Annotated in this window: 20 protein-coding genes; 11 read left to right on the forward strand and 9 right to left on the reverse strand. The window is 32.8% G+C overall.

Translation table 11 applies throughout. The annotated features are described in order from the left end of the window. Positions 1 to 10 precede the first annotated feature (10 nt). The 8 genes from OA93_RS02550 (at position 11) to OA93_RS02585 (ending at position 12,953) form a co-directional block, all read left to right on the forward strand. Positions 11 to 1,744: a RagB/SusD family nutrient uptake outer membrane protein gene (locus OA93_RS02550; protein WP_039111539.1), complete on the forward strand. Its 1,734-nt coding sequence runs from the start codon at positions 11 to 13 to the stop codon at positions 1,742 to 1,744. 281 nt (positions 1,745 to 2,025) lie between these two features. Then, the gene (locus OA93_RS02555; RefSeq protein ID WP_039111540.1) at positions 2,026 to 3,225 is read left to right on the forward strand and encodes a DUF1343 domain-containing protein; all 1,200 of its coding nucleotides are present in this window, start codon (positions 2,026 to 2,028) and stop codon (positions 3,223 to 3,225) included. A gap of 116 nt (positions 3,226 to 3,341) precedes the next feature. After that, a complete protein-coding gene (gene murQ, locus OA93_RS02560; RefSeq protein WP_039111541.1) occupies positions 3,342 to 4,169 on the forward strand; it encodes an N-acetylmuramic acid 6-phosphate etherase in 828 nt (275 codons plus the stop codon). A gap of 258 nt (positions 4,170 to 4,427) precedes the next feature. Continuing rightward, positions 4,428 to 5,936 carry a sodium:solute symporter gene (locus tag OA93_RS02565; protein WP_039111542.1) on the forward strand — a complete coding sequence of 503 codons (1,509 nt, stop codon included), beginning with the start codon at positions 4,428 to 4,430 and terminating at the stop codon, positions 5,934 to 5,936. A gap of 83 nt (positions 5,937 to 6,019) precedes the next feature. After that, entirely contained in the window at positions 6,020 to 9,019 is a 3,000-nt protein-coding gene (locus tag OA93_RS02570; protein WP_039111543.1) for a glycoside hydrolase family 3 N-terminal domain-containing protein, read from the forward strand. A 170-nt stretch (positions 9,020 to 9,189) separates the two neighbouring features. Beyond that, entirely contained in the window at positions 9,190 to 10,398 is a 1,209-nt protein-coding gene (locus tag OA93_RS02575; protein WP_039111544.1) for an anhydro-N-acetylmuramic acid kinase, read from the forward strand. 216 nt (positions 10,399 to 10,614) lie between these two features. Beyond that, positions 10,615 to 11,886: a DUF5009 domain-containing protein gene (locus tag OA93_RS02580; RefSeq protein WP_039111545.1), complete on the forward strand. Its 1,272-nt coding sequence runs from the start codon at positions 10,615 to 10,617 to the stop codon at positions 11,884 to 11,886. Between the two features lie 203 nt (positions 11,887 to 12,089). Further along, entirely contained in the window at positions 12,090 to 12,953 is an 864-nt protein-coding gene (locus tag OA93_RS02585) for a penicillin-binding transpeptidase domain-containing protein (protein WP_039111546.1), read from the forward strand. 1 nt (position 12,954) lies between these two features. Here OA93_RS02585 and OA93_RS02590 read toward each other — a convergent pair whose 3' ends face one another. From OA93_RS02590 to OA93_RS02610, 5 genes are all read right to left on the reverse strand, one after another. Beyond that, positions 12,955 to 13,155: a hypothetical protein gene (locus OA93_RS02590; RefSeq protein ID WP_039111547.1), complete on the reverse strand. Its 201-nt coding sequence runs from the start codon at positions 13,153 to 13,155 to the stop codon at positions 12,955 to 12,957. 95 nt (positions 13,156 to 13,250) lie between these two features. Then, positions 13,251 to 13,664 (reverse strand): DUF4279 domain-containing protein, encoded by a 414-nt coding sequence (locus OA93_RS02595; RefSeq protein ID WP_052259346.1) that lies wholly within the window; start codon positions 13,662 to 13,664, stop codon positions 13,251 to 13,253. 152 nt (positions 13,665 to 13,816) lie between these two features. After that, a complete protein-coding gene (locus tag OA93_RS02600; RefSeq protein WP_039111548.1) occupies positions 13,817 to 14,119 on the reverse strand; it encodes a hypothetical protein in 303 nt (100 codons plus the stop codon). 22 nt (positions 14,120 to 14,141) lie between these two features. Next, the gene (locus OA93_RS02605) at positions 14,142 to 14,528 is read right to left on the reverse strand and encodes a hypothetical protein (RefSeq protein WP_039111549.1); all 387 of its coding nucleotides are present in this window, start codon (positions 14,526 to 14,528) and stop codon (positions 14,142 to 14,144) included. Between the two features lie 201 nt (positions 14,529 to 14,729). Beyond that, positions 14,730 to 15,320, reverse strand: coding sequence for a hypothetical protein (locus OA93_RS02610; protein ID WP_039111550.1), 591 nt, complete (start codon positions 15,318 to 15,320; stop codon positions 14,730 to 14,732). Positions 15,321 to 15,822: 502 nt separating this feature from the next. Here OA93_RS02610 and OA93_RS02615 point away from each other — a divergent pair. From OA93_RS02615 to OA93_RS02625, 3 genes are all read left to right on the forward strand, one after another. Further along, entirely contained in the window at positions 15,823 to 17,307 is a 1,485-nt protein-coding gene (locus OA93_RS02615; protein ID WP_082001751.1) for a glucoamylase family protein, read from the forward strand. A gap of 32 nt (positions 17,308 to 17,339) precedes the next feature. Then, on the forward strand, positions 17,340 to 20,102 hold the full coding sequence (locus OA93_RS02620) for an alpha-L-fucosidase (protein WP_039111551.1): 2,763 nt from the start codon (positions 17,340 to 17,342) through the stop codon (positions 20,100 to 20,102). A 160-nt stretch (positions 20,103 to 20,262) separates the two neighbouring features. Next, on the forward strand, positions 20,263 to 20,772 hold the full coding sequence (locus OA93_RS02625; RefSeq protein WP_039111552.1) for a hypothetical protein: 510 nt from the start codon (positions 20,263 to 20,265) through the stop codon (positions 20,770 to 20,772). A gap of 189 nt (positions 20,773 to 20,961) precedes the next feature. Here the strand turns inward: OA93_RS02625 and OA93_RS02630 are convergent, their stop codons facing one another. The 4 genes from OA93_RS02630 to OA93_RS24005 form a co-directional block, all read right to left on the reverse strand. Then, a complete protein-coding gene (locus tag OA93_RS02630) occupies positions 20,962 to 21,780 on the reverse strand; it encodes a hypothetical protein (protein WP_052250148.1) in 819 nt (272 codons plus the stop codon). Positions 21,781 to 22,440: 660 nt separating this feature from the next. Further along, positions 22,441 to 23,325, reverse strand: coding sequence for a PorP/SprF family type IX secretion system membrane protein (locus OA93_RS02635; protein WP_165572083.1), 885 nt, complete (start codon positions 23,323 to 23,325; stop codon positions 22,441 to 22,443). Between the two features lie 75 nt (positions 23,326 to 23,400). Then, the gene (locus OA93_RS02640) at positions 23,401 to 24,198 is read right to left on the reverse strand and encodes a cadherin-like beta sandwich domain-containing protein (RefSeq protein ID WP_039111553.1); all 798 of its coding nucleotides are present in this window, start codon (positions 24,196 to 24,198) and stop codon (positions 23,401 to 23,403) included. Further along, on the reverse strand, positions 24,171 to 25,467 hold a 1,297-nt coding region (locus OA93_RS24005), incomplete at its 5' end, for a cadherin-like beta sandwich domain-containing protein (RefSeq protein WP_131474446.1). The genes OA93_RS02640 and OA93_RS24005, both read right to left, overlap by 28 nt.

Consider the following 25,467-nt stretch of genomic DNA (forward strand, 5'->3'; position numbering starts at 1 on the left):
AATTTTTAAAATGAAAAAATCAAATATAAAATCCAAATTACAGCTGATGTTTGCAGCAACTATAATGGCAATGAGCGCCGTTGGTTGTTCGGACTACTTGACAGATGAGCCTGCAGATAAATTTACAAACGAGAACTTCTGGCAATCTGAAGACAACGTAAAAACTTTTTCATGGCTTAATTATGATACTTTTTATGGCTATGGAAACGGTACAACAATTGGACTTTCATCTTTTTATTATCACGGAAGTGATTTTAAAGTAGATGATAACCTATCAGCTTTTACTTTTTATCAAATGCCAGTTACAGCAAGTACTACTAACCTTTATTCCTGGAATGAATATTATACACTGATCCGTCGTTGTAATTTAATGCTAGAAAAAATACCTGGCGTTCCTATGGCCGAGGTAAAAAAGAATCATTACATAGGAGTTGCTAAATTTTTCAGAGCCTATACTTATTTCCGTTTAGTACAAAAAATGGGAGATGTTCCATACACCGATAAATATTTAGCTCAAAATGATGATGCTGTATATTCGCCTTCAATGCAAAGAGCAGAAGTTATCGACAAGGCCATTAAAGATATGGAAGAAGCTATAGACTTGTTACTTCCGGTAGATGATAAAAATACAACTGTAAATAAATATACCGCTTACGCTGCTTTAAGTAACATTTGTATCTACGAAGGAACGTACAGAAAATACCATTTAGGTCAAGATGGAAGCACTTATCTTAACAAAGCAAAAACTGCTTCACTTGCTGTGATGAATAATGGTGGCTATCAATTAAACTCAGATTGGAAATCTCTTTACAATTCTGTTGAATTGGCTGGTAATACAGAGGTGATACTTACAAAACGTTATTTATCAAACGTATTGATGCATTCTCTTCAAAACTATACCAATACATCAACCATACAATATGGTTTAACAAAATGGGCTGCTGATAGTTATGTAACTACAAATGGATTACCAATACAACAAGTAGGAAACAGCCAATACACAGGTGATGATGACATTACAAAAACTTTTACTAACAGAGATCCTCGTTTTGGTAAAACTGTAAATCCTACTAGTTATGGTTATAAAGGAAAACCTTTTAGTGCTGCTACGTTAGTTTCAATGTCTGGATATGTGTTTGAATTATACAACAACCCTGCAACAACAGGTCCCGATGTTACTACAGGAGGACGTAATTATACTGATGCTCCTGTATTTACTTTAAGCGAAGTATATTTAAATTATGCTGAAGCTTGCGCAGAACTTGGTACTGCTACAAATACTGATCTTGATATGTCTATCAATAAAGTACGTGCCCGTGCAGGAATTGCACCTTTAACTACAGACGGAACTAATGCTTCTGCAGGAGGAATACAAATTAATGATCCAAGAAGAACAGCAACTTTAGAGCAAATCTCAGGTTCTGTTAACCCTCTTATATGGGAAGTACGTCGTGAGCGTCAGATTGAATTTATGAGCTGGACAACGCTTAGACAAATGGATATTTACCGTTGGAAAAAAGGAGATTACCTTGATACTTCAAAAAATATAGATGTAAATCTTGGAGCAAGAATAGGTACACCTGTAGGAACACAAGTTGTAGTAGATGGTAACGGATATATAAAAATATACCCTGCAAGTACAAGAACCTTTGAAGCCAAACATTATTTAATGAATATCCCAACAAACGATATTGATTTGTACAAAGCTCAAGGTGTAGAATTAAAACAAAACCCAGGTTGGTAATTCAGAATCTCAAAAACTGAATACTAACAAAATAATAAACTACCTCTGGTCATGGAAAACTCCAGAGGTAGTATTTTAAAATTATTATTTCGTACAACGAAGACATCGAAGACATCGATTAATAAACCGACGAAAATAAAATCTCTAATCTGAAAACTCAGATAAACGCTACTACAATAAACCACACAACAACAATCAAAAAAATACAGAATATCAATCAAATAATAATCTAACTTTATTTAGTCAATTTCTGCCTTCTAACTATTAAACTGTAATTTAAAATGATAAAATTCATAGCTAAATGTGTTCTTATTGTAGCATCAATGTTTTACACAACATCATATTCCAGTTCATTACAAACAATTGCAAAAAACAACACTCAGGAATTAAACGCACCGGCAATTAAAACCGGAGCCGATAATTATGAAAAATACCTACCCTTATTAAAAGATAAAAAAGTAGGAATCGTTACAAATCAAACAGGGATTTTGACTAACAAAACTCACCTGGTAGATTTTTTATTAGAAAAAAAAATTGCTGTTCAAACCATTTTTGCTCCCGAGCATGGGTTTAGAGGAACTGCCGATGCTGGCGAACATGTTGTAGACGGAAAAGATCCAAAAACCGGACTATCAATCATTTCTCTTTACGGAGATAATAAAAAGCCAAAAGCAGCACAATTAGCAGGAATCGATGTTATGATATTTGATTTACAAGATGTTGGAGCACGTTTTTACACCTATATTTCATCTTCGCATTATGTGATGGAAGCTTGCGCAGAAAATGGGATTCCGCTTATTATTCTTGACAGACCAAATCCTAATGGAGGTATTGTCGATGGGCCACTTTTAGAAAAAGAATTTACAAGTTTTGTGGGTATGCACCCTATCCCACTGCTTCACGGGATGACTATCGGCGAATATGCTCAAATGATTAATGGCGAAAAATGGCTTAAAAATGAAGTACAATGTAAACTAACCGTTATTCCTTGTGTCGATTATAACCGAAAAATGGAATATAGCTTGCTTGCAAAACCATCGCCAAACTTACCAAATGATCAATCTATAAACCTATACGCAAGTTTATGTCTTTTTGAAGGAACTAATGTAAGTATGGGGCGTGGAACCGAGAAACAATTCCAGATTTATGGTTCTCCTTTTTTAACAAAAACTAATTTTAGCTTTACTCCTAAACCAAATTTTGGAGCCAAAGACCCACTTTATAATGGAAAAGAATGCTTTGGTGAGGATTTAACATCTTATCCTAAACTAACACGTTTAGAATTAAAATGGTTGATTAAAGCATATCAAAACACTAGTGATAAAACTAAATTCTTCAATCCTTTTTTCACAAAACTTGCCGGAACAAAAAAATTGCAACAGCAAATTGAAAGTGGAATTTCTGAAGATAAAATTAGAAAGACCTGGCAAAAGGATTTAGAAGCATTTAAAAAAATGCGCACAAAATACCTAATCTATTAAATCATACCCTTATTTATTGTCAAATAAATTCTGGACTGTTTTTTATGATGCCCAATCATAAAATATGTTCCAAACAAAATTAAAAAATTAAAAAAATTAGCTAAAAACAAAATAAAATGGCAAAAATAAATCCCGATACAGAACGTGAATCACTTTACTCTAATTTAGATAAAATGAGCACAAATGAGTTGCTTACCAATATAAATAATGAAGATAAAAAAGTAGCCGATATTGTCGAAAAACAAATTCCTAATATTGAGAAATTAGTAGATGCTATCGTTTCTAAAATGAAACTTGGCGGAAGACTATTTTATATAGGCGCAGGTACATCTGGAAGAATCGGTATTCTTGATGCTTCTGAATGTCCTCCTACTTTTGGTGTTCCAGATAATTGGATTATTGGTATTATAGCTGGAGGTGATTCGGCCATTAGAAAAGCGGTAGAAAATGCCGAAGACGATATTGATCAGGCTTGGAGAGATTTATCTGCCTATGATATTTCGAGTTTAGATGTCGTTTTAGGAATCGCAGCTTCAGGAAACACTCCTTATGTGATTGGTGGATTAAAAAAAGCAAGAGAAAATAATATCATTACAGGGAGTATTTCTTGTAATAGCGCAAGTCTTATTTCTAAAGAAGCCGACCATCCTATAGAGCTAATTGTAGGGCCAGAATTCCTTACAGGTAGTACAAGAATGAAAGCGGGAACATCTCAAAAACTAGTCTTAAACATGATTTCAACATCTGTTATGATTAAACTAGGAAGAATTTACGGTAACAAAATGATAGACATGCAATTGTCTAACAAAAAACTAGTACAAAGAGGTGTAGAAATGATTGTAGAAGAACTTCATATTGATGAGAAACTAGCTTCCGAATTATTAAAAAAACACAAAAGTGTAAGAGCCGTTTTATTGGCAGAAAATAAAAATCTGGAAATTTAACAACCAAACTAATCAAAATCTTTTATAGATTTATACACGTTGGATATAACTCATGAAAATTTTATTTAACACATAGAAACATAGATTTTATGTGTAAAAAAATACAAAGAGAAATACATTTCTTTCACATAGCAAACTCTGTGTGTTTTAAACAAGTGAAACGCCTTTTTTAAGATTACAAAATCTATGTTTCTATGTGTTAAAAATTAATTACGCCCAACAAGTAAATTTATAAAATACTAAACCACAAAAGATAAAATGACACCAAGTACTATCCTTCTTCTTATTATCATTTATTTCGGAACACTATTCTATATCTCGCATAGAGTGAGCCGAAAGGATGATGGAAATGATGCTTTTTTTACAGCCAATAAAAACTCAAAATGGTATTTAGTTGCTTTTGGGATGATCGGAACGGCTCTTTCTGGAGTAACTTTTATCTCTGTTCCTGGAGAAGTTGGTGCTGCGAGTGGTGAACAATTCAAATATTTTCAGTTTGTATTAGGTAACGCAATCGGGTTTATAATAATTACAAAGTTATTATTGCCGCTTTATTACCGAATGAACTTAACCTCCATTTATGGATATATAGAACAACGAATGGGGTTTTACAGCTATAAGACCGCAGCTTCTATTTTCCTGATTAGTAGAACCGTTAGTTCAGCATTCAGATTATACCTAGTGGTAATTGTATTACAGCGTTTTGTATTCGATTTTTATGGTATTCCGTTTGCCTTTACCGTATTAATGTCCTTAATTCTTATTTTTTCTTATACCTACAGAGGAGGGTTAAAAACGATAATTATTACAGATACATTACAAACGTTTTTCTTAGTTACCTCAGTTTTTCTTACCATCTATTTTATTTGTGATCGTATGGATTTAAGTGCTATTGGTGCTTTTGAAGAAGTTAAGAATAGTAATTACTCTAAAATATTTTTCTTTGATGATTTTCTGGGAAGCAAATTCCATTTTATAAAACAAATATTAGGAGGAATGTTTGTTACTATAGCAATGACAGGACTTGATCAAGATTTAATGCAAAAAAATCTGAGCTGTAAAAACATTGGCGAAGCACAAAAAAACATGTTTACCTTTACTGGAATCTTCGTTATAATCAATATCTTCTTTTTAAGTGTTGGAGCTTTACTATACATTTATGCTAACAAAAACGGAATTGCAATCCCAACCGATTTAATTACAGGTAAACCAAGAACCGATTTACTTTTCCCAGAAATAGCCTTAAATCATTTAGCTACAATTCCGGCAATTGTATTTTTATTAGGAATTATTGCTGCAACATTTGCTACGACAGATTCAGCATTAACAGCATTAACGACTTCTTTTTGTGTCGATTTCTTAGGCATGGACAAAGCCGAAAATAGCAATAAGAAAAACTCAGTACGTACAAGACACTTGGTTCATATTAGTTTCTCTGCATTGATTTTCTTCGTAATAATCATTTTTAATTCCATCAATGATAGTTCAGTAGTTGGGATGATATTTAAGGTTGCATCCTACACTTATGGTCCATTATTAGGATTATATGCATTTGGATTGTTCCAAAAATCAAGAAATGTAAATGATAAACTTGTTCCATTTATCTGTTTATTATCTCCTTTCTTCACGTATTTAATAAATGAAAATTCAAAAGTATTGTTTGCAGGATATGTATTTGATAATGAATTAATCGTGCTAAATGGTTTAATAACTTACTTAGGATTATTCCTGACAAGCTCACGCAGTAGCGAAAAAATAAGTTTTTAAAACCACCTTAAAACAAAACTAATTAACTAATCAATTGAACGCTTTTAAATAAGCTTAGCTTTCAATTGCCAAAAAATAATGATATGAAAGATTACTTTATAAAAATTAGCCTTTGTGCCACATTTTTATTTTTAATCACCAATTGTGGCGTTTCCAGAAAAAACAATACAGTTACAGATTCAAAAAATGATACCTCCCCAGCAGATACAGTAGTTTATGTAGCTCCAAATAAATCCGAAAAGAAAACATTCTTTAAAGATTCAGACAGAGAAACTGCTTGGGTTGATAGTATTTACAATAAAATGTCGGTTCAGGAAAAAATAGGTCAACTATTTATGATTTCTGCCTATTCTAATAAAGATTCTGTTCATACCAATCAAATCAATAAATTAGTTCAAGACTATAAAGTAGGTGGAGTTATATTTTTTCAAGGAGGTCCTGTTCGTCAGGCTAAATTAACCAACCAGTACCAATCTAAAGCAAAAGTTCCTTTGTTTGTAGGGATTGATGCCGAATGGGGATTGGGTATGCGATTAGACTCAACTTATCGTTACCCTTGGAATATGACTTTAGGAGCAATTCAGGATTTAAGTTTAATTGAAAATGTTGGAAGAAACATGGCCAATGAAAACAAACGAATCGGAATCCATTTTAATTTCGCTCCAGTTCTTGACATCAACACCAATCCTAAAAATCCTATTATCGGAAACCGTTCATTTGGCGAAGACAAAGTTAATGTAAGCGACAAAGCCATTGCCTTAATGAAAGGGGTACAAAGTCAAGGTGTTTTTAGTACCGGAAAACACTTCCCTGGACATGGAGACACCTCAACAGATTCTCATCACGCATTGCCTTTGGTTAATTTCTCAAAAGACAGACTTGAATTGGTCGAATTGTATCCGTACAAACGAATCTTCGATGAAGGTTTAGTATCGGTTATGGTTGCCCATCTTAATATTCCAAGTCTGGAACCAACACCAAATCTTCCATCTTCAGCTTCTTATAATGTAGTAACCAATCTGCTTCAAAAAGAATTAGGCTTTGAAGGTTTAATTTTTACAGACGGTTTAGCGATGAAAGGCGCAAGTAATTTTAAAGGTCCTGGGGATCTGGAAATTGCCGTACTACTTGCAGGAAATGACATTTTGCTTTGTTCAGAAAATGTTCCTGTAGCATTCCAGAAACTTGAAGTTGCCTATAACGAAGGTGTTATTACCGAGGAACGTTTGGCACATTCGGTAAAAAAAATATTGCATTATAAATTTAAAGCAGGATTAAACAAATACAAACCTATCGATATGGCAAACATATACGACGAGCTTAATCCGCCGCAAAATGATGCTTTGCACTATAAATTATACGAAAACGCTATTACCGTTTTAAAAAATGAAAAGGAAATACTTCCTATCAAAGATTTAGAACAAAAGATAGCGTATGTAAAACTAGGAGAAGATGTTAATAGTGATTTTGTTACTACTTTAAAAAAATACACTGAAGTTACCGAAGTTGCCAACACGAACATAGATAGCTTAAATAAAGAATTAAAAAAATACGACCTTGTTATTATTGGTTTTCACAAAGTAAATAAAACTTGGGAAAAACAAAATTTCACAGATACTGAACTGATTTGGTTACAAGAAATTGCAAAACACAATAAAGTGATTTTGGATATTTTCACAAAACCATATTCGCTATTGCCAATCACTAATTTTGATGATATCGAAGGAATAGTAGTTTCTTATCAAAACTCAGATATCAGTCAGATAGTTTCGGCAGAATTATTATTTGGAGCCATCCCTGCCAAAGGAAAACTACCTGTGTCTATCAATACATCTTTTAATGTAAATGATGGTTTAACTACCGAAAAAATAAATCGTTTAGGTTTTACAAAGCCAGAAAATGTAGGCATGAATCCGCTTATTTTATCTAAAATTGATGCTATCGCACAAAAAGCAATTGATGGAAAAATGACTCCGGGAATGCAGGTACTTGTAGCTAGAAAAGGAAGTGTTATTTTCCAGAAATCATACGGTAGTCAAACCTATGATAATACCCGAAAAGTTACAAACTCAGATTTATACGATGTAGCTTCGATTTCAAAAATGATTTCGACATTGCCTAACGTAATGCAATTGTATGATAATGAAAAAGTAAATCTGGATACCAAATTAAAAGATATGGTGCCGCTTTTCGCGAAAACAAATAAAGAAAATATCAGCTTCAAGGATTTACTAACTCATTATGCAGGGCTTCAGGCTTGGATTCCGTTTTACAAAGCAACGCTGGATAGCGAAGGGAAACCTTCGGCTAAATACTATCGCAGAGTAGCCGAATCTGATTTTTCTACAAAAGTTGCAGACAATCTTTTTATTAGAAATGACTATCATGACACCATCATGAAAATCATTGCCGACAGTCCTTTATCCTTAAAAAAAGAATACAGATATAGCGATTTTACCTTTATTATCCTGAAAGAATATTTAGAAAGAAAAACGCATAAGAAATTAGAAGTACTGAGTCAGCAAAATTTTTACAACACACTCGGAATGAACAATACGCTTTACAATCCTTTAGACAGATTTGACAGAAGTAACATTGCTCCTACCGAAATTGATAATTATTTCAGACACCAGGTTATTCAGGGATATGTACACGATATGGCTGCAGCGATGGAAGGCGGAGTTGCGGGTCATGCTGGGATTTTCTCCAACGCTATGGATGTTGCTAAAATGATGCAGCTATTTTTACAAAAAGGAAATTATGGTAATAAACAATATTTCTCCGAACAAACATTTGATGCCTTTAATACTTGTTATTACGCTGACAAAGGAGTACAAAGAGGTTTAGGTTTTGATAAAAGAATAAACGAAAAAGGTCCTACGTGTGCCTGCGTTTCTCCATCTAGTTTTGGACATACCGGATTTACTGGAAACATAGCTTGGGTTGACCCAGAAACAGAAATTGTTTATGTATTTTTATCCAATAGAACCTATCCCGAAGTTATTAATGATGAGAATAAATTAGCTAGAGGAAAAATCCGAGAAGATATTCAGAGAATAATTCAGGAGGCTATTATAAAATAAAAAACAGTTCTATTTATATCAATCAAAGGTTAAATAAAACCTGTATTAAATTTAACCATATAAGAAATATAAGTTCATATTAGAGTCTCCTCAAAATACAGCTTAAATGAACTTACATTACTTACATGGTTTAAAAAGGATATTAAAATGAACTTTTAAAAACAAAAATCATGAACACAAATCTGGAATCACTGTATAAAATTGCTCAAAAACCTTCCCGAACTATTATCGGATTAATGTCTGGTACTTCTTTAGATGGTCTTGATGTGGCTTTATGCGAAATCTCTGGTTCTGGTGAAAACACCGAAGTTCAATTAGTACAATTCGATACCATTGATTATTCTGAAGAAATAAAATCAGAAATCAGAACCGTATTTGCTAAACAAACCATTGATTTTCAGAAACTGGTTTTATTAAATGAATGGATTGGGGTTCTTCATGCCAACATGATTTTGGAATGTTTAGACCGTTGGGGAGTTCCAACAGATAAAGTAGATTTGGTAGCTTCGCATGGTCAAACTGTTTTTCATGCACCAAAGATTTTACACCAACAAGAAAAGTTCCCAAACGCTACTTTACAAATTGGCGACGGAGACCATATTGCTGTAAAAACTGGAATCATAACACTGTCAGACTTCCGTCAAAAGCATCTTGCTGCAGGAGGCGAAGGAGCACCACTTGCCGTTTATGGTGATTATTTCCTCTTTGGAAAAAAAGGAGAAAATCGTATTATGCTTAATATGGGCGGAATTGCAAATTTTACCTATTTGCCATCAAGCAGTAATCCCGAAGAAGTTTTTGTTACCGATACAGGAACTGGAAACACCTTAATCGATGCCTTTACCAGGCTTTCATTTCCTGATAAAGCCTATGATAAAGATGCCGAAATCTCGAAACAAGGAGTAATAAACCTTTCGCTTTTAGAAGTTTTAAAAGCCGATGAGTTCTTCCTTGCGTCTTTCCCGAAGACTACAGGCCCAGAACTTTTTAATATCGAATATGTTAGAAAAGCCCAAGCCGAAAGCAATACAAACGATATTTCTGTTGAAGATTTATTGGCAACCCTAACCCGATTTAGTGCCGAAACGATAGCCAGCGCCATACACACAGCTATAAAGAACACAACACATCCTGTTGAAAGTTTTACGATTTATATGTCAGGCGGAGGTGCGCACAATCCATTATTAGTAAGTTGGCTAAAAGAACTATTGCCTTGTACTTTTTTAAATACCGATGTTTTAGGAATCTCAGGAGATGCAAAAGAGGCAATATTATTTGCGATTTTGGCAAATGAAACTGTTTCTGGCGGAACATCAGATTTTGGAACACGCAAAGGAATTCCGTCTGTATCGATGGGTAAAATTTCTTTTCCAAGTTAAAATAAAGAACCAGTAAAACTTCAACCGTATGAACACAAATATTACAAATGAATTTTAAACACGAATTCCACGAATTGACACGAATTAGTTTGTGGAATTAATTTCACAAACTAAGTCAACTATTAAAATTTGTGTCAATTCGTCTTTATTTTTTGTACTTATATCCATACAGTAGATTAAAAGTTTCACTTTTAAATAATAAAATAAACCAAACCAATGACAAAAGAACGTTTAATTTCACTAGATGTATTTAGAGGATTTACGATTTTATTAATGACTATTGTTAATAATCCAGGAAGCTGGGCATCTATTTATCCACCTTTAGAACATGCCGAATGGCACGGCTGTACTCCTACCGATTTAGTTTTTCCTTTTTTTATTTTTATAATGGGAACAGCAATCCCGTTTGCAATGCCTACAAAACATTTTGACTCAGGAGTTTTTAATAAAATTTTGGTTCGTTCCTTACGAATATTCTGTTTAGGATTATCTTTAAACTATTTCAGCCGAATTCAATTGTTTGGACTAGAAGGAATTCCTTTGTTACTTCTTAGATTAAGTATAACATTTGCAGTAGCCTATGCCCTTTTAGGAAACTTTACTTTAAAAGTTAAAACATACCTTGTTTTTGGAATCTTTGCGTTATTATTATTCTTAGCATATAGCAAAATAGAAGCCTTTAAAGACGTAAGAATCCCTGGTGTTTTACAACGTATCGGAATTGTATATTTCTTTACTTCACTTTTGTATCTAAAAACAAATTTAAAAACGCAACTTCTGGTTACAGCTTCAATTTTGTTGATTTACTGGATTTTGATGGCTTTTGTTCCCGTTCCAGGATTTGGCGCTGCCAATTTTGAAAAAGGAACCAATCTGGCTGCTTGGTTAGACAATTTACTCTTGAATGGGCATTTATGGAGCTTCTCTAAAACTTGGGATCCAGAAGGAATTTTAAGTACTTTACCAGCTATTGGAACCGGAATTCTCGGAATGTTCATAGGACAAATACTAAACTTACAGATTACAAAAACCGAAATTCTAAAAAAATTAGCAATCTCAGGAATTGTACTCTTGGTTATCGGTATGCTTTGGAACATAATATTCCCAATAAACAAATCACTCTGGTCAAGTTCTTATGTTTTATATACCGCTGGTATAGCTACAATATGCTTAACCATATTATACTATATAATAGATGTAGCAAACTATAAAAAATGGACTAAACTATTTTTAATTTGGGGAGTAAATCCAATGATTGTTTTTTACTTCTCTGGAATAATCCCTAGAGTTTTGAGTTCTATTAAAGTTCAAAGTCCAGATATAGCTGCAGAAGAAATCAATCTTCAAGCCTTGATTTACAAATTTGGAATTACGCCTTGTTTTGAAAATCCATTGAATGCATCATTAGCTTATGCAATATCATACGCCATTTTTTGGTCACTTATACTTTGGGTTTTCTATAAAAAGAAACTGATTTTTAAAGTATAAAATATACAGTAAGTTTTTTTTAGTTTTTTGTTTTCTTGGATTGCCACGAATTGCACGAATTTTCACGAATCAGAACATTCACTATGTTCAATTGACATAAAAAATTAGTGCACTTCGTGGCAATACTTTTCATACAGAAATCTATAAAATCATTTTAATCTGTGGCTAAAAATATAGTCAAGAATACATTTTAAAACACCAAAATGAAATTGAAACGATTGTTATTTGGATTGTTATTTATCGGACTTCTTTTCTCCTGTTCATCGAACAAGAAAAAAGACAATTCCTCAATTACATCAAGTAGCGATAAAGTTTTAATACGTGAGGATTTTAAAAAATATTTTGATAATTGTAATGTTGAAGGCTCGATTGCAATTTATGACAATAACAATCATAAATGGATTTTATCCGACACTATCAATACAAAAAAGGAAACATTACCAGCATCGACATTTAAAATTATTAATCTGCTTATTGCATTAGAAACAGAAACTATTGCTAGTGAGAATGAGATAGTGAAATGGCCCGGAAGTACCGATACTATAAAATATGATTTTCGCCCTACTATTTACCACGATATAACAGTAAAAGAAGCTTTTGAAGTTTCGGCAGGTTGGGCGTTTATAGAATTAGCTAAAAAAATTGGCAAAGCCAATTACAAAAAATATTTAACGCTTTGCAATTACGGTAATCTAGACCTCTCACAAACTGATGCTGACTTTTGGAATTTTGGCGCTTTCGGAATCTCGCCAATCAATCAAGTGGAATTTATCAAAAGATTCTACGAAGGAAAACTTCCTTTTTCTAAGCGAAACATCGAAATAGTAAAAAAGGTCATGGTAACCGAACAAAATACAGAATATACTATTCACTCCAAAACTGGCTGGACTAGAGAAAATGGAATCAATACGGGTTGGTGGGTTGGCTACATCGAGAATAAAAACGGAACTTACTTTTTTGCAACACGCCTTATACAAGACAGAAAATTAAATAGTACTAATTTCGGTCCTTGCCGAAAAGATATCACGAAGTCCGTGTTTAGGGATTTGGGGATTATAAACCCCTAACCTATTCATCTTTTGTTATCCGTTTTTTAGCAAATCTCAAAACTACTATTACTAGAATATCTAATACTATAGATCCTGCTATACTTAAATCTGTTTCGAGTGGTATTTTGTGACCTGAACCATGGGCAAGAAACCAAATTACGGCAAAAAACACAAGTAAGATGTAAAGCAATACCAACGCAATATTAATTATGATTTTCATTAGTTATTCTCTTTGTTTTAATTTTAAATTATTCGCAAAAAACATTTTATATTTTTCCCTTGAATACTCACGTCACTCATATATCATAGGTTACACTAATCCAAAACATAAGTATCTATCTCAATTTCGGCACCTAACCTATTTACTACCTCTAAGAAATCTCTATTAAAAGACATTACAACTCCATTATCCTTCACTATTTCTAATACTATATCAAATTTTATTGCCAATTTATTCTTCTTCTTAAACAATAGTATCTTCTCTACTTTTTCATTAAATAACTTAACAAACTCATCTGATATTTCTTCAAAGTATATTGTCTCAATATTATTGATAGAATATTCCCAAGCTGACTCTATTCTTTTCTTTTCTTTCTTGTTATTTTTTATTAAATCTCCTTTGTTCCAGCAAGCTGTCGGTGATATTCCGACAAGTTCAGTAAATTCATTTGAATTAAATACATCTCCATAGATTGAAAAAATTAATTTTATATGTGTTTTGGCAACCATGTATTTAAATTTTATTGATTTTAAAGTAATTTTTATGAAATGTGATAATCTAAAAAGAATTTTATAATATTAAATCTAAAACAATACCAACGCAATATTAATTATGATTTTCATTAATTATTCTCTTTAATTTTTTATTGTTTTATAATATATTATCTCTCCATAAATTCTTCTATCAAAATCCTTAAAAGTTCTAAAGAGTGACCATCATTAGCACTATAAAGTCTAATAATTCTTTCAGGATCAATATCTTTTAACCCATCCTCAGCAAATTTTTCATGAATAAAATCTCTAAAAGAGTCAAAAAAATCGTGAACTACGGAATCACTTTTACCAAATGAATATCCTTTAAAAAAGATAAAGAAAGATTCTACATTATGAATTGAAAACATTGCTGGTCTTTTTGAAACAAATTGAATTAAATCAATATTTTCTAGTATTGTATTATTCTCCATTATCTTAAATTATTTCTTTAAATTATTCAATATCAAACACCTTACTTCTATCCTTATAAACTTCACCCCTTTTTTCAATCAAATAAAATGCTGACATAAAAACCATGGTTGCTACTATTTGATAAAAGATATCACTCAATTTTGTAAACTCCGCTAGAGCCAAATAACAAATGACCATTGATACTATCCCGATAATAAATCCATAAATAGAATATATAATCTTGTTCTTTTTACTCATGATAAAAAAATAGATAATACTCATAACAATAGTTACATGAAACCTTACAATTACACCACCATCTTTCCCATGATAATAATCTAAATCGGGTAAATTTATCTTATAGTCAATATAAAAAATGATGACTAGATTCATTAAAATTAACAGCAATATAATAAAACTTCTTTTCATTTATTCCTTAGTTTTAAAAACTTAAATAGGCTTTAAATTTGTTTCTTTAATACGTTCGTTCCAAACTTTTTCTTTATACCAATTAGAAGATTTAATCTTAACATTATAAAATAAATATGCCCCTACCAAAAATATTATAACGACAAAGCTCAATAAAGTGCCTTTTAGAATCCTTTGTTTCATCGTTGTTTTTCTTTTACATCATGGTATTTCCCAAGAATAAGGCTTTTTATAATAAGGACTGATCCCTCCTCCATCACTTTTAATTGGACTTTTCTTTAACTTATCATACATATCTAAAACATTATTATAATCAAGATTGAGAAAAAATGTTTCATCTTTATTAATCATATAATATTTTATTTGTTGATTTTTTAAATCATCTTCATATTTATAAGAACCATATTCTCCCATAGAATACAGGGGTACTAAATCTTTGTCTAAAAAAATAATTTCATATATACCATACATAATTTTTTCATTAGGATTATAAAACACACCAAAATTATAAGCTTCATTGGTCTTAATACATAGTATAATATTTCTTTTTTTGTCAGAAAGAATTTTTATTTTTTCATCAAATCCAAATAATGAAAAATTACTATCATCATATTCTAGTTTTAAATTCAATCCCCATTTACCAGACGACACATCAGCATCACATATTTGCTTAGATTCCGTCATTTTCTCTATGTCTGTTGAGAAACGTATATTCTCAATGTTTTTACAATTGTCTTTACAGCTAATTATAAGCACCGAAAAGATTAGCATTAATAATTTTCTATATATCATTTTACTTTTTCATTAGCTTTCATAAATTTTATTTTTTAAAATTAATCTTCCCAAGTTAATACTTCATCTATTCCACAAAGAATATACATAACTTATAATCAATAACTTAATCATACACAAACTTATAGAAAAGCAGATAATAGCGAATTTGTCTGTAGTTTTATTTATGATAAGATAAGACATACTTTTAATTAACGATAATAGATTTATTAGAACAAGTTCTTGAAATAAAAAAGGAAAACGATTTAAAGATAAATTTATCATTGGAGAATAAATTAAATAAATAATATTTTTTCGTGTTGTGTTATTCAATAATAATCAATATATTCGTATAGCATTGATTTTCAATTACATAGAACAACAAAACATCCAAAGCCTCATTTCCGACAGACTCTCAAAGTTTGTTATTGGCAGTATTATCTACAACAGGATATATGAGTTGTTTAAAATATCAATACCACGCCCCTTTCCCTAATATTTACTTAATAATCTAATTAATCTTATGAGAGAATCTACTCCATTAACACCTACGCTTACGGATGAAGAGTTGCTTACTATAACGCAACGATACACATTTAAATACTTTTGGGATTATGCATCAAGCTCAGGAATGGCATACGAGCGTATTCCTGTTTCGGGAACAGCCGGAAATACCGTTACCTCTGGCGGTTCGGGATTTGGAGTAATGGCAATTTTAGTTGGCATCGAGAGAGGATTTATTACAAGAGAACAAGGACGACAACGTATTGATAAAATTGTCGATTTCTTAACCAACTCGGCCACTAATTACAAAGGAGTTTTTGCTCATTGGATAAATGGAAATACAGGTGTAACCATTCCATTTAGCGCAGATGACAATGGAGGTGATTTGGTCGAAACATCTTTTATGATGCAGGGCTTGATTACGGCACGTCAGTATTTTAACCAACCAATAGTAACAGAACAAGCTCTGGTTATTAAGATTAACATACTTTGGAACAATGTTGATTGGAATTATTTTACATTCGGATCAAACAAACTATACTGGCATTGTAACAATGAGCTGCAAAATGTAAAGAATTTAGGTATTGTAGGCTGGAACGAGTGTATGATTACGTATCTGTTGGCTATTGCTTCACCCACTCATGCTATCGATCCCAGTTTGTGGAAAAGCGGCTGGTCATCGGGCGGTACTTATAAAACCAAGAATCAAAAATTTTATGATATTACGCTTCCTATTGGAAACGGAAATGCAAAAGGTGGCCCTCTATTTTTTGCTCATTATTCATTTCTCGGATTTAATCCTAAAAATTTAAGGGACACTTATAATGATGTAAATTATTTTCAGCAAAATCAGGCTCATACATTAATAAACAGAGCTTATTGCGAACAAAACCCGCTTACATATACGGGATATGGTCAAAACAAAGCCTGGGGATTAACTGCTTCTGATGGCCCGACAAGTTACAGCGCCCATTCACCCGGAAATGACAAAGGCGTAATTGCCCCAACAGCTGCGATCTCCTCGATGCCATATACTCCTAAAGAGTCATTAGCCGCTCTCAGATATTTTTATGAAAAGTTGGGGCCGAAAATCTGGAACGAAAAAGCGGGATTTGTAGACTCCTTTAATGAAACCGCCAATTGGGTTGATGGTAGTTATTTGGCTATCGATCAGGGTCCTATTATTTGCATGATCGAAAATTATCGTTCGGGTATGCTATGGGATTATTTTATGTCGGCTCCCGAAATTCAATCAGCATTAATCAAAATACAATTTAAACCAGATTATTATCCGCGTCCCATAATTAGAGAACCACTTGTAATTGACAATTTTGAAAACGGGCAAATTAACTTTACCAATAAAATTAATATTAACCCGGCAGCTTCTATGCAAATTACGGTAGTAGATAATCCCGACAAAACAGGATCAAACCAAAGTAATAAAGTATTGAAATTTAAACGATTGGACAATGCTACTAAATGGGCAGGTTTTTTTCTTCTCTAAATGAACCTCTCTCGGAGTATAAATATTTATACATGAAATATTATCGTAACAATCTTAATTCTCAGATCAGGGTTAATATTTCTGACGGAGGAAACAATGAATTCTTATCTCAAAGCCCATTGGATAAACAAAACGAATGGGGCGTAGCGGTGTTTGATTTATTAACGAACAAAGTAAAAAATATTTCTGTGTTTGGTATTCAGCCTGATTATACGGCTAATGCTGCAATTGGAGATATTGTTTATATTGATGAGTTAATTTTTAGCGATACAGAGATCGATATTAATCCTTTCTACAATAACAATCCTAAAGAATTAAAAGCAACCGACGTAAAGACTAATTCTATTTCTTTATCGTGGGATGCAATTCCTGCAGTAACTTCATACGATGTATTTAAAGAAGGTGTTTTTTATCAAAATGTTACTGCTAACTCAATAACTGTACATAATTTGAATTCATTTGACATTTACTGTTTCGCGGTAAGGGGCAGGGATGACAATCTGGATATTTTAACTAAGATGAGTAACACCCTTTATGTAACGACTCTTGAGACAAAAGAGCATAAAGATCAACGAATGGCCTGGTGGCGTGAAGCAAGTTTTGGACTGTTTTTGCATTGGGGAGGCTACTCCGGACTGGCGGGACACTATACAGGACCAACTTTAATAAAATCAGGTTCGGGAATTGGACCTGATTATTGGATGCAGGATTATTATTCAACTTATCGCCCGGAATGGATTAATCCGGATGGAACTATTAAAATCGATCCCGCTACAGGTGAGCCTTACAAACCCGGCCAATATGCCGAATGGATTATGTTTGCAGCCCAGATTCCGAGAAACGAATACAAAACACGCTGGCAGCAAAATTTTACGGCACAAAACTTCAATGCTTCAGAATGGGTAAGAATGGCAAAGGAGGCCGGTATGAAATATATTGTCGTTACCGCCAAACACCATGAAGGTTTGGCTTTGATGCACACTCATCATGTTGGATATAATATTGAAGATGAAACCAATATTGCAGCCGATGTTTTAAAAGACTTGGTGACTGAGGCTCATGCAGCAGGATTGAAAATAGGATTTTATTATTCTCAATGTCTGGACTGGATGAATCCGGGAGGAATGGGATGGATTCCTCAGAATACAACACCCGATCATGAGGCTTCCTATCTGGAAAAGGCACAATATACTGATACTATTGTGGTTCCTCATATTCAAACCATGATTAATGACTATAATATTGACCTGATTTGGTGGGATATGGGAGGCTCCAGTACACCCGAATTCCGGTATCGAATGATGAAAGCAATTAAAAAGATTCCCGGATCAGATCGTTTGATATTCAATAACCGAATGGAAGATGGTTTGACAGCAGATTTTAATACTCCTGAACAAAGTATTCCTACTATGCCGCCAAATGGAGATGGAACAGATTGGGAAACTTGTATGACAATGAATGACAATTGGGGTTATGATGCTTATGATCCGCGTTGGAAAACCGAAAAAGATTTAATTCAAAAGCTGATTGATATTGTTAGTAAAGGAGGTAATTTTCTTCTCAATGTAGGTCCGGAGGCAGATGGGACATTTCCGCCCGAAGCAATCGACAGACTTAATGGATTTGCCTACTGGATGAGTATAAATAAAATGGCTATCGATAAAACCCAATCCAGTCCTTATACTACACAATTACTTTGGGGACGAGCTACCAGCAAAATTATCGACGGAACACAATACTTATACCTGCATGTATTTGCAGATTATTGGCCTCTGAATGAAAAATTAAATGTTCCTGATCTGCCTGATGGAAGTGTTGTAAAAGCGTATTTCCTTGCAGATATTCACAAAACAGCATTGGATATAACTCCCAATGATGGGTTTTCCGGATATACTATTTCGGTACCTGTAGCTCCTTTGGATAATATCAGTACAACCATTGTCTTAGAAATGTCAAGAATTGTGGATATTCTTTTCACTTTTGTTAAACAATTCAATGATGGTACACTCAATTTGAATCCAATCGATGCTGTTGCTCCTGGATTAAGCATTCAAAATGCACCGCTATATGAACTTGGGACATGGGTTAATGATGCTAACTTTGCCACCTGGCACGTTGAAGTTATTCAATCCGGAAATTTCATTTTAGATGCAGTTGTATCAGGCTATTCGGGACAGTTTGTGCTAAAAGTAAATGGAGTAGATCAAGGACCTTATCCATTTACAATTACAACAAGAGGTTTTGAGAATTATCAAGTCTTATCCATTGGAACAATTAATTTACCGGTTGGTATTTATAACATCGAACTGCACCGTATTTCGGGCGGAGGATGGGATCCTGTAAATGTGCGTCAAATTTCGATTCATCCCCAAATTGATAGAACTCCTATTATCAATCAAAATGCAGATAGAACCCTTGTTGTTGCCGGACAAAATGCCATATTGCACGGAAGCGGTATTGGGATAGGAAATCCACCTTATTACAGCATTGCCGGATGGACAAATCCAGCTGCTTATGCGGCTTGGAGAGTGAAAGTGAACGAGGCAGGCATTTATCACTGGCAATGTGAACTGGCGGGTATTTCCGGTAAATTTCAATTGGTGATAAAAGAAATTTCAAGTATTATTTATCCGTTTACAACAACTGACAGTAGTTTCATGAACTATCAAATCAAGCAATTAGGTGATGTTTATCTGTACGAAGGAATTTATTATATCGAATTGCATCGTATTTCCAACGGAGGCTGGGATCCTGTTAATGTGCGTAACATTACCTTTTACCAAGATCTGCTTTAGTAAGTAATTGATCTAATAAAAATAGTTATATATTAGTAATGACAGAAATGAGCTAATAACTGTATCTCTATTTGATAGAGATACAGAAACTATTTTATTACATCTAAAGATAGCTACTACTTGAAACAAAAAATACATCTGTAACACATTGATTGTAGATATGATTAAACTTGAAAAGCTGATTATTATTGGGATTGTAATACTTTGTAGTAGTTGCAATAAAAAAAATGAAGTTGTAAAACCAAAGATAGAACAAGACGTTAAAGACCAAAAGCACTTAGTTTTAGACTATCACAAAAATTATTTCAAAAAGCTACGAAATGAAATGGATAGAATAGAAATTTCTCTCTATAAAATTAAAAACGATACTCGGCAGGACACAACAAAACTTGTTGGATTAGACAGAATACTTGATAAAAAGAAAATAAAAGAATTTGATTCTTTATTTGATTCAACAAAAAATGAAGGCTACTGCTGCTGTCCTAAAACTCATTATAGAATCGATTTATATAAGCAGCAAAAAAGACTAAAAAGGTTTAATGTTGATACTTTAAGAGTAAAAGATAAAGCATTTATTTTTGATACAAGTTATCAAAAATCGTATATAATTCCTTTAACTGTTTGGAACAATTTCTTAACTGATTCCAGAGTTCTTTCTAGTAACAAATGATATGAAGTTTCAAAGACATAAAAAAACCTATTTCATTACGAAATAGGTTTTTTATTTTATAAACTCCTCGGTTCAAAATTCGAACCTTTTACTTAAAGGTTTTCAAACTTTAAGCAACTTATCAGAGGTATGAAAAGAAAGCATTTAATTTTTAAAGTTAATTACAAGCGCTAAATAAGCTTTAATCTCTTAATTATGTAATTGATTTTTGAGAGCATACAACTTGCTTCTAAGATTTTTCAACATTAGAGGATCGGAAACTTTACCTTTAACTCTAGTTAAAAAAATGACCTCTCCGATAGTCATCTTTAAAGCATGTCCTTGTTTATTAAAAAGTTCCGAAATCAGTTTTGAAGTTTGCAACATCGGGTGAATTGATTTTAACATACTGAAGAAAAAACCATTATTTCCATGAAAATATATAGGCAGAATAGGAACATCAGCTTTACAGATAATTTTCCCTACCACGGGATGCCACTCAGGATCAGTGATTTCACTCGTCTTAAAATTATAAGATGAAACTTCTCCTGCAGGAAATATTGCAACAGGAATACCTTCAGATAAAGCTTTTAGTGTCATTTTTAATCCCGTGATACTCGCAGAATTTTGCAGATTTTCAAATGGATTTACTGCGATAATGCATTTTTCAAGATTTGGTATTTCCTTTAATAAAAAATTCCCCATATACATTGTATCAGGACGTATTTTTGCAATTGTACTTAATAAAGCTAATGATTCGATACCTCCATAAGGATGATTTGCAACAACAATAAAAGCTCCCTCACGAGGAATATTTAGTAATTCGGTAGCATCATATTGGACTTTTACACCAATTTTCATTAAAACATAATTAGCAAAATCTGCACCCTCAAGATTACCTGCTTCTTTTACAACAGTATTTAAATTGTTAATTTTCATTACTTTCATTAAATAAGAGGATAATCCCGGGATAGGAATTTTAGAAAGGCCAGCAGCTTCAGAAAATTTTTCTTTGGAGATCAATGTCATATATTATAGCTAATTAAGGTTGAATGCAAAAAACTAATAAAAAACCTAAAAGGAATGGAATTAGCAATAAGTTAATGTGTATTTGGGAACTTTGTTATTATGACTTGAAATTAGAATTTGAAGTTATGAAAAGGAGAGATGATCAATCATCTGCATATTCTTTATCGCAATCATGGGTAAAGATACTCTGATTTTATACGTGAACGTTGAATATACGAATAAAACAATTTTAAAGAGGAACTATATTCACTTCATATTCAACTTTTGAACATGATTACATATTTCTTTTAACACTGACTTCGTAATTATAGAAATAAAAAAAAAGGTAAAATACATAATGTATTTTACCTTTTTTTATGAAGAATCTTGATACAAAATTAGAGCCTTTTACTTAGAGATTTCCAGATTTTGTGAAACTTGACAGAGGTCTGAAAAGAAAAGCATTTGATTCCCTAAGTTTATGAAACATGATTAAAAATATCAAAACTTACTCTAGCATTAGCTTTCCATTTTTAAATCCAAAAAACATCAGGCACCTCTAAATCACTCAACAGTCATAACCAATTCATTTTCAAATTCGTTCCTAAAATAAAACTCTTTTTTATAAAAAAATCGTGTGAAGAGCAGAGCTTCTTATTTGAATTCTAACAAACTCTTTTATTACATTTTATAACTAAGTCCACATTCAAAAGTATTGTTTGCATAAGCACCCAATGCTCCAAAATATTTAGAGTAAGCCAGGAAAACACCCAAATCATCAAGCGAAATTCCAAATGCTGTAGAAACAGTTTTATTAGTATGGTAAAACGCAGAAATGTTTATTTTATAATCTGGAAAATTAAACCTTCCCCCCATATCCAAAATATCTTTGTGCCCTTTAACACCTCTATAAGCTAACAATGGCTCAATATTTAAGTTTTCATCTCCATTTGATAGTAATATCTTGTAACTTATAGCCGAATAAAAAGTAGAACGATCTGCATAATTTTTAATACCATTATCATTTTCATAGAAAAGATTATGAAGTTTTGGCAATGATGCCTGAACTGTTAATAATCTGCTAGTATAAGCAATACCCAAATCTCCATCAAAAATGGCACCCTCGTTATAATTCTGTAGTGCAACATCATCCAGACTTCCTTCCACTTTATTATAATCTATAGCAGAAAATTTTGCACCCGCAGACAAGCCGAAATGTATCTTTTGGTCAACTCCTGTTGGTAAATGATAAGCATAAGTTCCCATTATCCTTGTTCTATTGATTAAACCTGCTCTGTCGCTATTAACATTTAACCCTAGTCCAGTTCTGTTTCCGGAATTGTATTCGAAAGTAGCATTCATTAATATCGGATTTCCCGGAACTTCATCCCATTGTCTTTGGTAACCTACATTAAACTTCATCCCTTTATCTAACCCTGCCATTGCAGGGTTGTTTAAATATTGGTTTTGAAAATACATAGACTCGAATTCTGTTAACTGCGCATTTGCGGAGTTTGTCCCTAATATAATCAGGAACATAATTACCTGTATATAGATTGCTCTCATTGATTTTATTTTCATTGTATTCATTTCTGTGTGGCTATCTTCTAACCATTTTTACTATTCTTATTTATTTTATTCTTAATTGTTATCTCTAATAATTGAAATGAACCCTTTCATTTTAGGTGAACCATTTCCTAGATCAATTAAATAGTAATAAGTATCCTCATTAAGTGGAGATCCTTTATAAGTACCATCCCACTCATTATTATAATTATTTTTAGAATACACTAATCTTGCTGCTCTATCAAAAACTTTAACCGAATTGTTTGGATATTTATCAAGACCTGGAACTATCCAAAAATCATTTTTACCGTCTCCGTTTGGAGTAACAATGTTTGTTGGTATAATTTCTTGTGGTACAGCATCTGCTCTATTTACAATAACAGTATATGTTTCTTGTGTACCATCTGGCGCTGTAACCACTACTGTAACTTCGTTATCACCAACTTTTAAATCTATTGGGGCTGTAACATCTGTAATCGTTTTTCCGTCAACAATCATTTCAACCTTTGCATCCGGATCGATTGATTTAGGTGTAATTACAATTGAGTCAGTTTCATTTGGTACATCTACACTATAATCTTTTGTATCTGTATTAAAAGCAGGACTTAATGTCCCATCACTTACAACAATATCAGATAAACCAGCATTATCAGAAGGCTTAACATTAGCATCTTCTCTTGTAACAACAACAGTATATGTTTCTTGTGTACCGTCAGGAGCAGTAACCACTACTGTAACTTCGTTATCACCAACTTTTAAATCGATTGGAGCTGCGTTATCAGTAATCGTTTTTCCATCAACTATCATTTCAACTTTGGCATCCGGATCTTTTGGTGTAGGTGTAACTATGATTGAGTTAGTTCCATTTGGCACATCAACTGTATATCCTTTAGTCTTGGTGTAGGTGTAACTATGATTGAGTTAGTTCCATTTGGCACATCAACTGTATATCCTTTAGTGTCTGTATTAAAAACAGGACTTAAAGCTCCTTCACTAACCGTAATATCAGCTAAACCTGCATCACTAGAAGGCTCTCTTGTAACAACAACAGTATATGTTTTTTGTGTTTTTCCATCCTGTGCTGTAATTATAGTAGTAATCTCATTTTTACCAACTTCTAAAAGAATGTTTCCACTAGCAGTTCCATTAGCTACTTCTTTTCCGTTTACTGTTATTGTTGCAGTAGTATCAGAAGTAAAAGGTGTAACTGTAATATCTTTAACATCGTTTTTTACTGTAGCTGTATAATCTTTAGTTACCTCTGCAAATACTGGGCTTAAAGTACCTTCGCTAATAGCTAAATCTGTCATACCTGCATTACTAGAAGGCTCTCTTGTAACAATTACAGTATAAGTATTAATAGTTCCATCTTGAGCTGTTATTATAGTGGTAATCTTATTTTCACCTACTTGTAAAGTAATTTCTCCGCTAGGAGTTCTACTAGGCACTTCTACTCCATTTACTGTTACTTTTGCTTCAGTGTCTGCTGTAGTTGGTGTAACTCTAATAGTTTTAACATCATTTGGTACTGTAGCTGTATAATCTTTAGTTCCTTCTGCAAAATCCGGACTTAACTTACCTTCACTAATAGCTAAATCTGTTAAACCTGCATTAGTAGATTTAGTCACTTCTAAAGTACCAGAAACGAAAGTAATATCATAATTTGTTGATTTTGCTCCACTAACTGTGATGTCATATTTTCCTACTGAACTATCTTTAACTGCCAACGTAACAATTGTCACTGGCATACTTAAACTTGTAACAGTATCTCCATTTACAAACCCAACATAAGTTGCTGTTAAAACTGGATTATCAATACCATGCTCTTTTTCTTTATTATCTGCTGTGATTTTTAGCTCAGCAGGAGTAACAGTTAATAATCCTTTGTTATCATAAGTAATGGTATAGTTTGATGAAACTGCTTCACTAGCTATGATTGAATAAGTTCCTACTCCACTTCCTATAAGTGCACTAGTTACAATTTTAGCTGATGGAGCCAAACTTGCTTCAGTATCTTCATTTACAAAACCAACATAACTTACTGTTAAAACTGGATTCTGAGATCCGTAAACTTTACTATTATCATTTGTTGTAATAGTTAAAGCCGCAGGAGTAATAGTTAATGATCCTTTATTAACATAT

Origin of the sequence: Flavobacterium sp. KMS, assembly GCF_000813005.1 — a bacterium.
In the GTDB taxonomy this organism is placed as follows: domain Bacteria; phylum Bacteroidota; class Bacteroidia; order Flavobacteriales; family Flavobacteriaceae; genus Flavobacterium.

Excerpts from the sequence above, each read along its gene's own strand:
- OA93_RS02550 (WP_039111539.1), top strand. The coding sequence starts at position 11 with ATGAAAAAATCAAATATAAAATCCAAATTACAGCTGATGTTTGCAGCA.
- OA93_RS02555 (WP_039111540.1), top strand. The coding sequence starts at position 2,026 with ATGATAAAATTCATAGCTAAATGTGTTCTTATTGTAGCATCAATGTTT.
- murQ (WP_039111541.1), top strand. The coding sequence starts at position 3,342 with ATGGCAAAAATAAATCCCGATACAGAACGTGAATCACTTTACTCTAAT.
- OA93_RS02565 (WP_039111542.1), top strand. The coding sequence starts at position 4,428 with ATGACACCAAGTACTATCCTTCTTCTTATTATCATTTATTTCGGAACA.
- OA93_RS02570 (WP_039111543.1), top strand. The coding sequence starts at position 6,020 with ATGAAAGATTACTTTATAAAAATTAGCCTTTGTGCCACATTTTTATTT.
- OA93_RS02575 (WP_039111544.1), top strand. The coding sequence starts at position 9,190 with ATGAACACAAATCTGGAATCACTGTATAAAATTGCTCAAAAACCTTCC.
- OA93_RS02580 (WP_039111545.1), top strand. The coding sequence starts at position 10,615 with ATGACAAAAGAACGTTTAATTTCACTAGATGTATTTAGAGGATTTACG.
- OA93_RS02585 (WP_039111546.1), top strand. The coding sequence starts at position 12,090 with ATGAAATTGAAACGATTGTTATTTGGATTGTTATTTATCGGACTTCTT.
- OA93_RS02590 (WP_039111547.1), bottom strand. The coding sequence starts at position 13,155 with ATGAAAATCATAATTAATATTGCGTTGGTATTGCTTTACATCTTACTT.
- OA93_RS02595 (WP_052259346.1), bottom strand. The coding sequence starts at position 13,664 with ATGGTTGCCAAAACACATATAAAATTAATTTTTTCAATCTATGGAGAT.
- OA93_RS02600 (WP_039111548.1), bottom strand. The coding sequence starts at position 14,119 with ATGGAGAATAATACAATACTAGAAAATATTGATTTAATTCAATTTGTT.
- OA93_RS02605 (WP_039111549.1), bottom strand. The coding sequence starts at position 14,528 with ATGAAAAGAAGTTTTATTATATTGCTGTTAATTTTAATGAATCTAGTC.
- OA93_RS02610 (WP_039111550.1), bottom strand. The coding sequence starts at position 15,320 with ATGATATATAGAAAATTATTAATGCTAATCTTTTCGGTGCTTATAATT.
- OA93_RS02615 (WP_082001751.1), top strand. The coding sequence starts at position 15,823 with ATGAGAGAATCTACTCCATTAACACCTACGCTTACGGATGAAGAGTTG.
- OA93_RS02620 (WP_039111551.1), top strand. The coding sequence starts at position 17,340 with ATGAAATATTATCGTAACAATCTTAATTCTCAGATCAGGGTTAATATT.
- OA93_RS02625 (WP_039111552.1), top strand. The coding sequence starts at position 20,263 with ATGATTAAACTTGAAAAGCTGATTATTATTGGGATTGTAATACTTTGT.
- OA93_RS02630 (WP_052250148.1), bottom strand. The coding sequence starts at position 21,780 with ATGACATTGATCTCCAAAGAAAAATTTTCTGAAGCTGCTGGCCTTTCT.
- OA93_RS02635 (WP_165572083.1), bottom strand. The coding sequence starts at position 23,325 with ATGAGAGCAATCTATATACAGGTAATTATGTTCCTGATTATATTAGGG.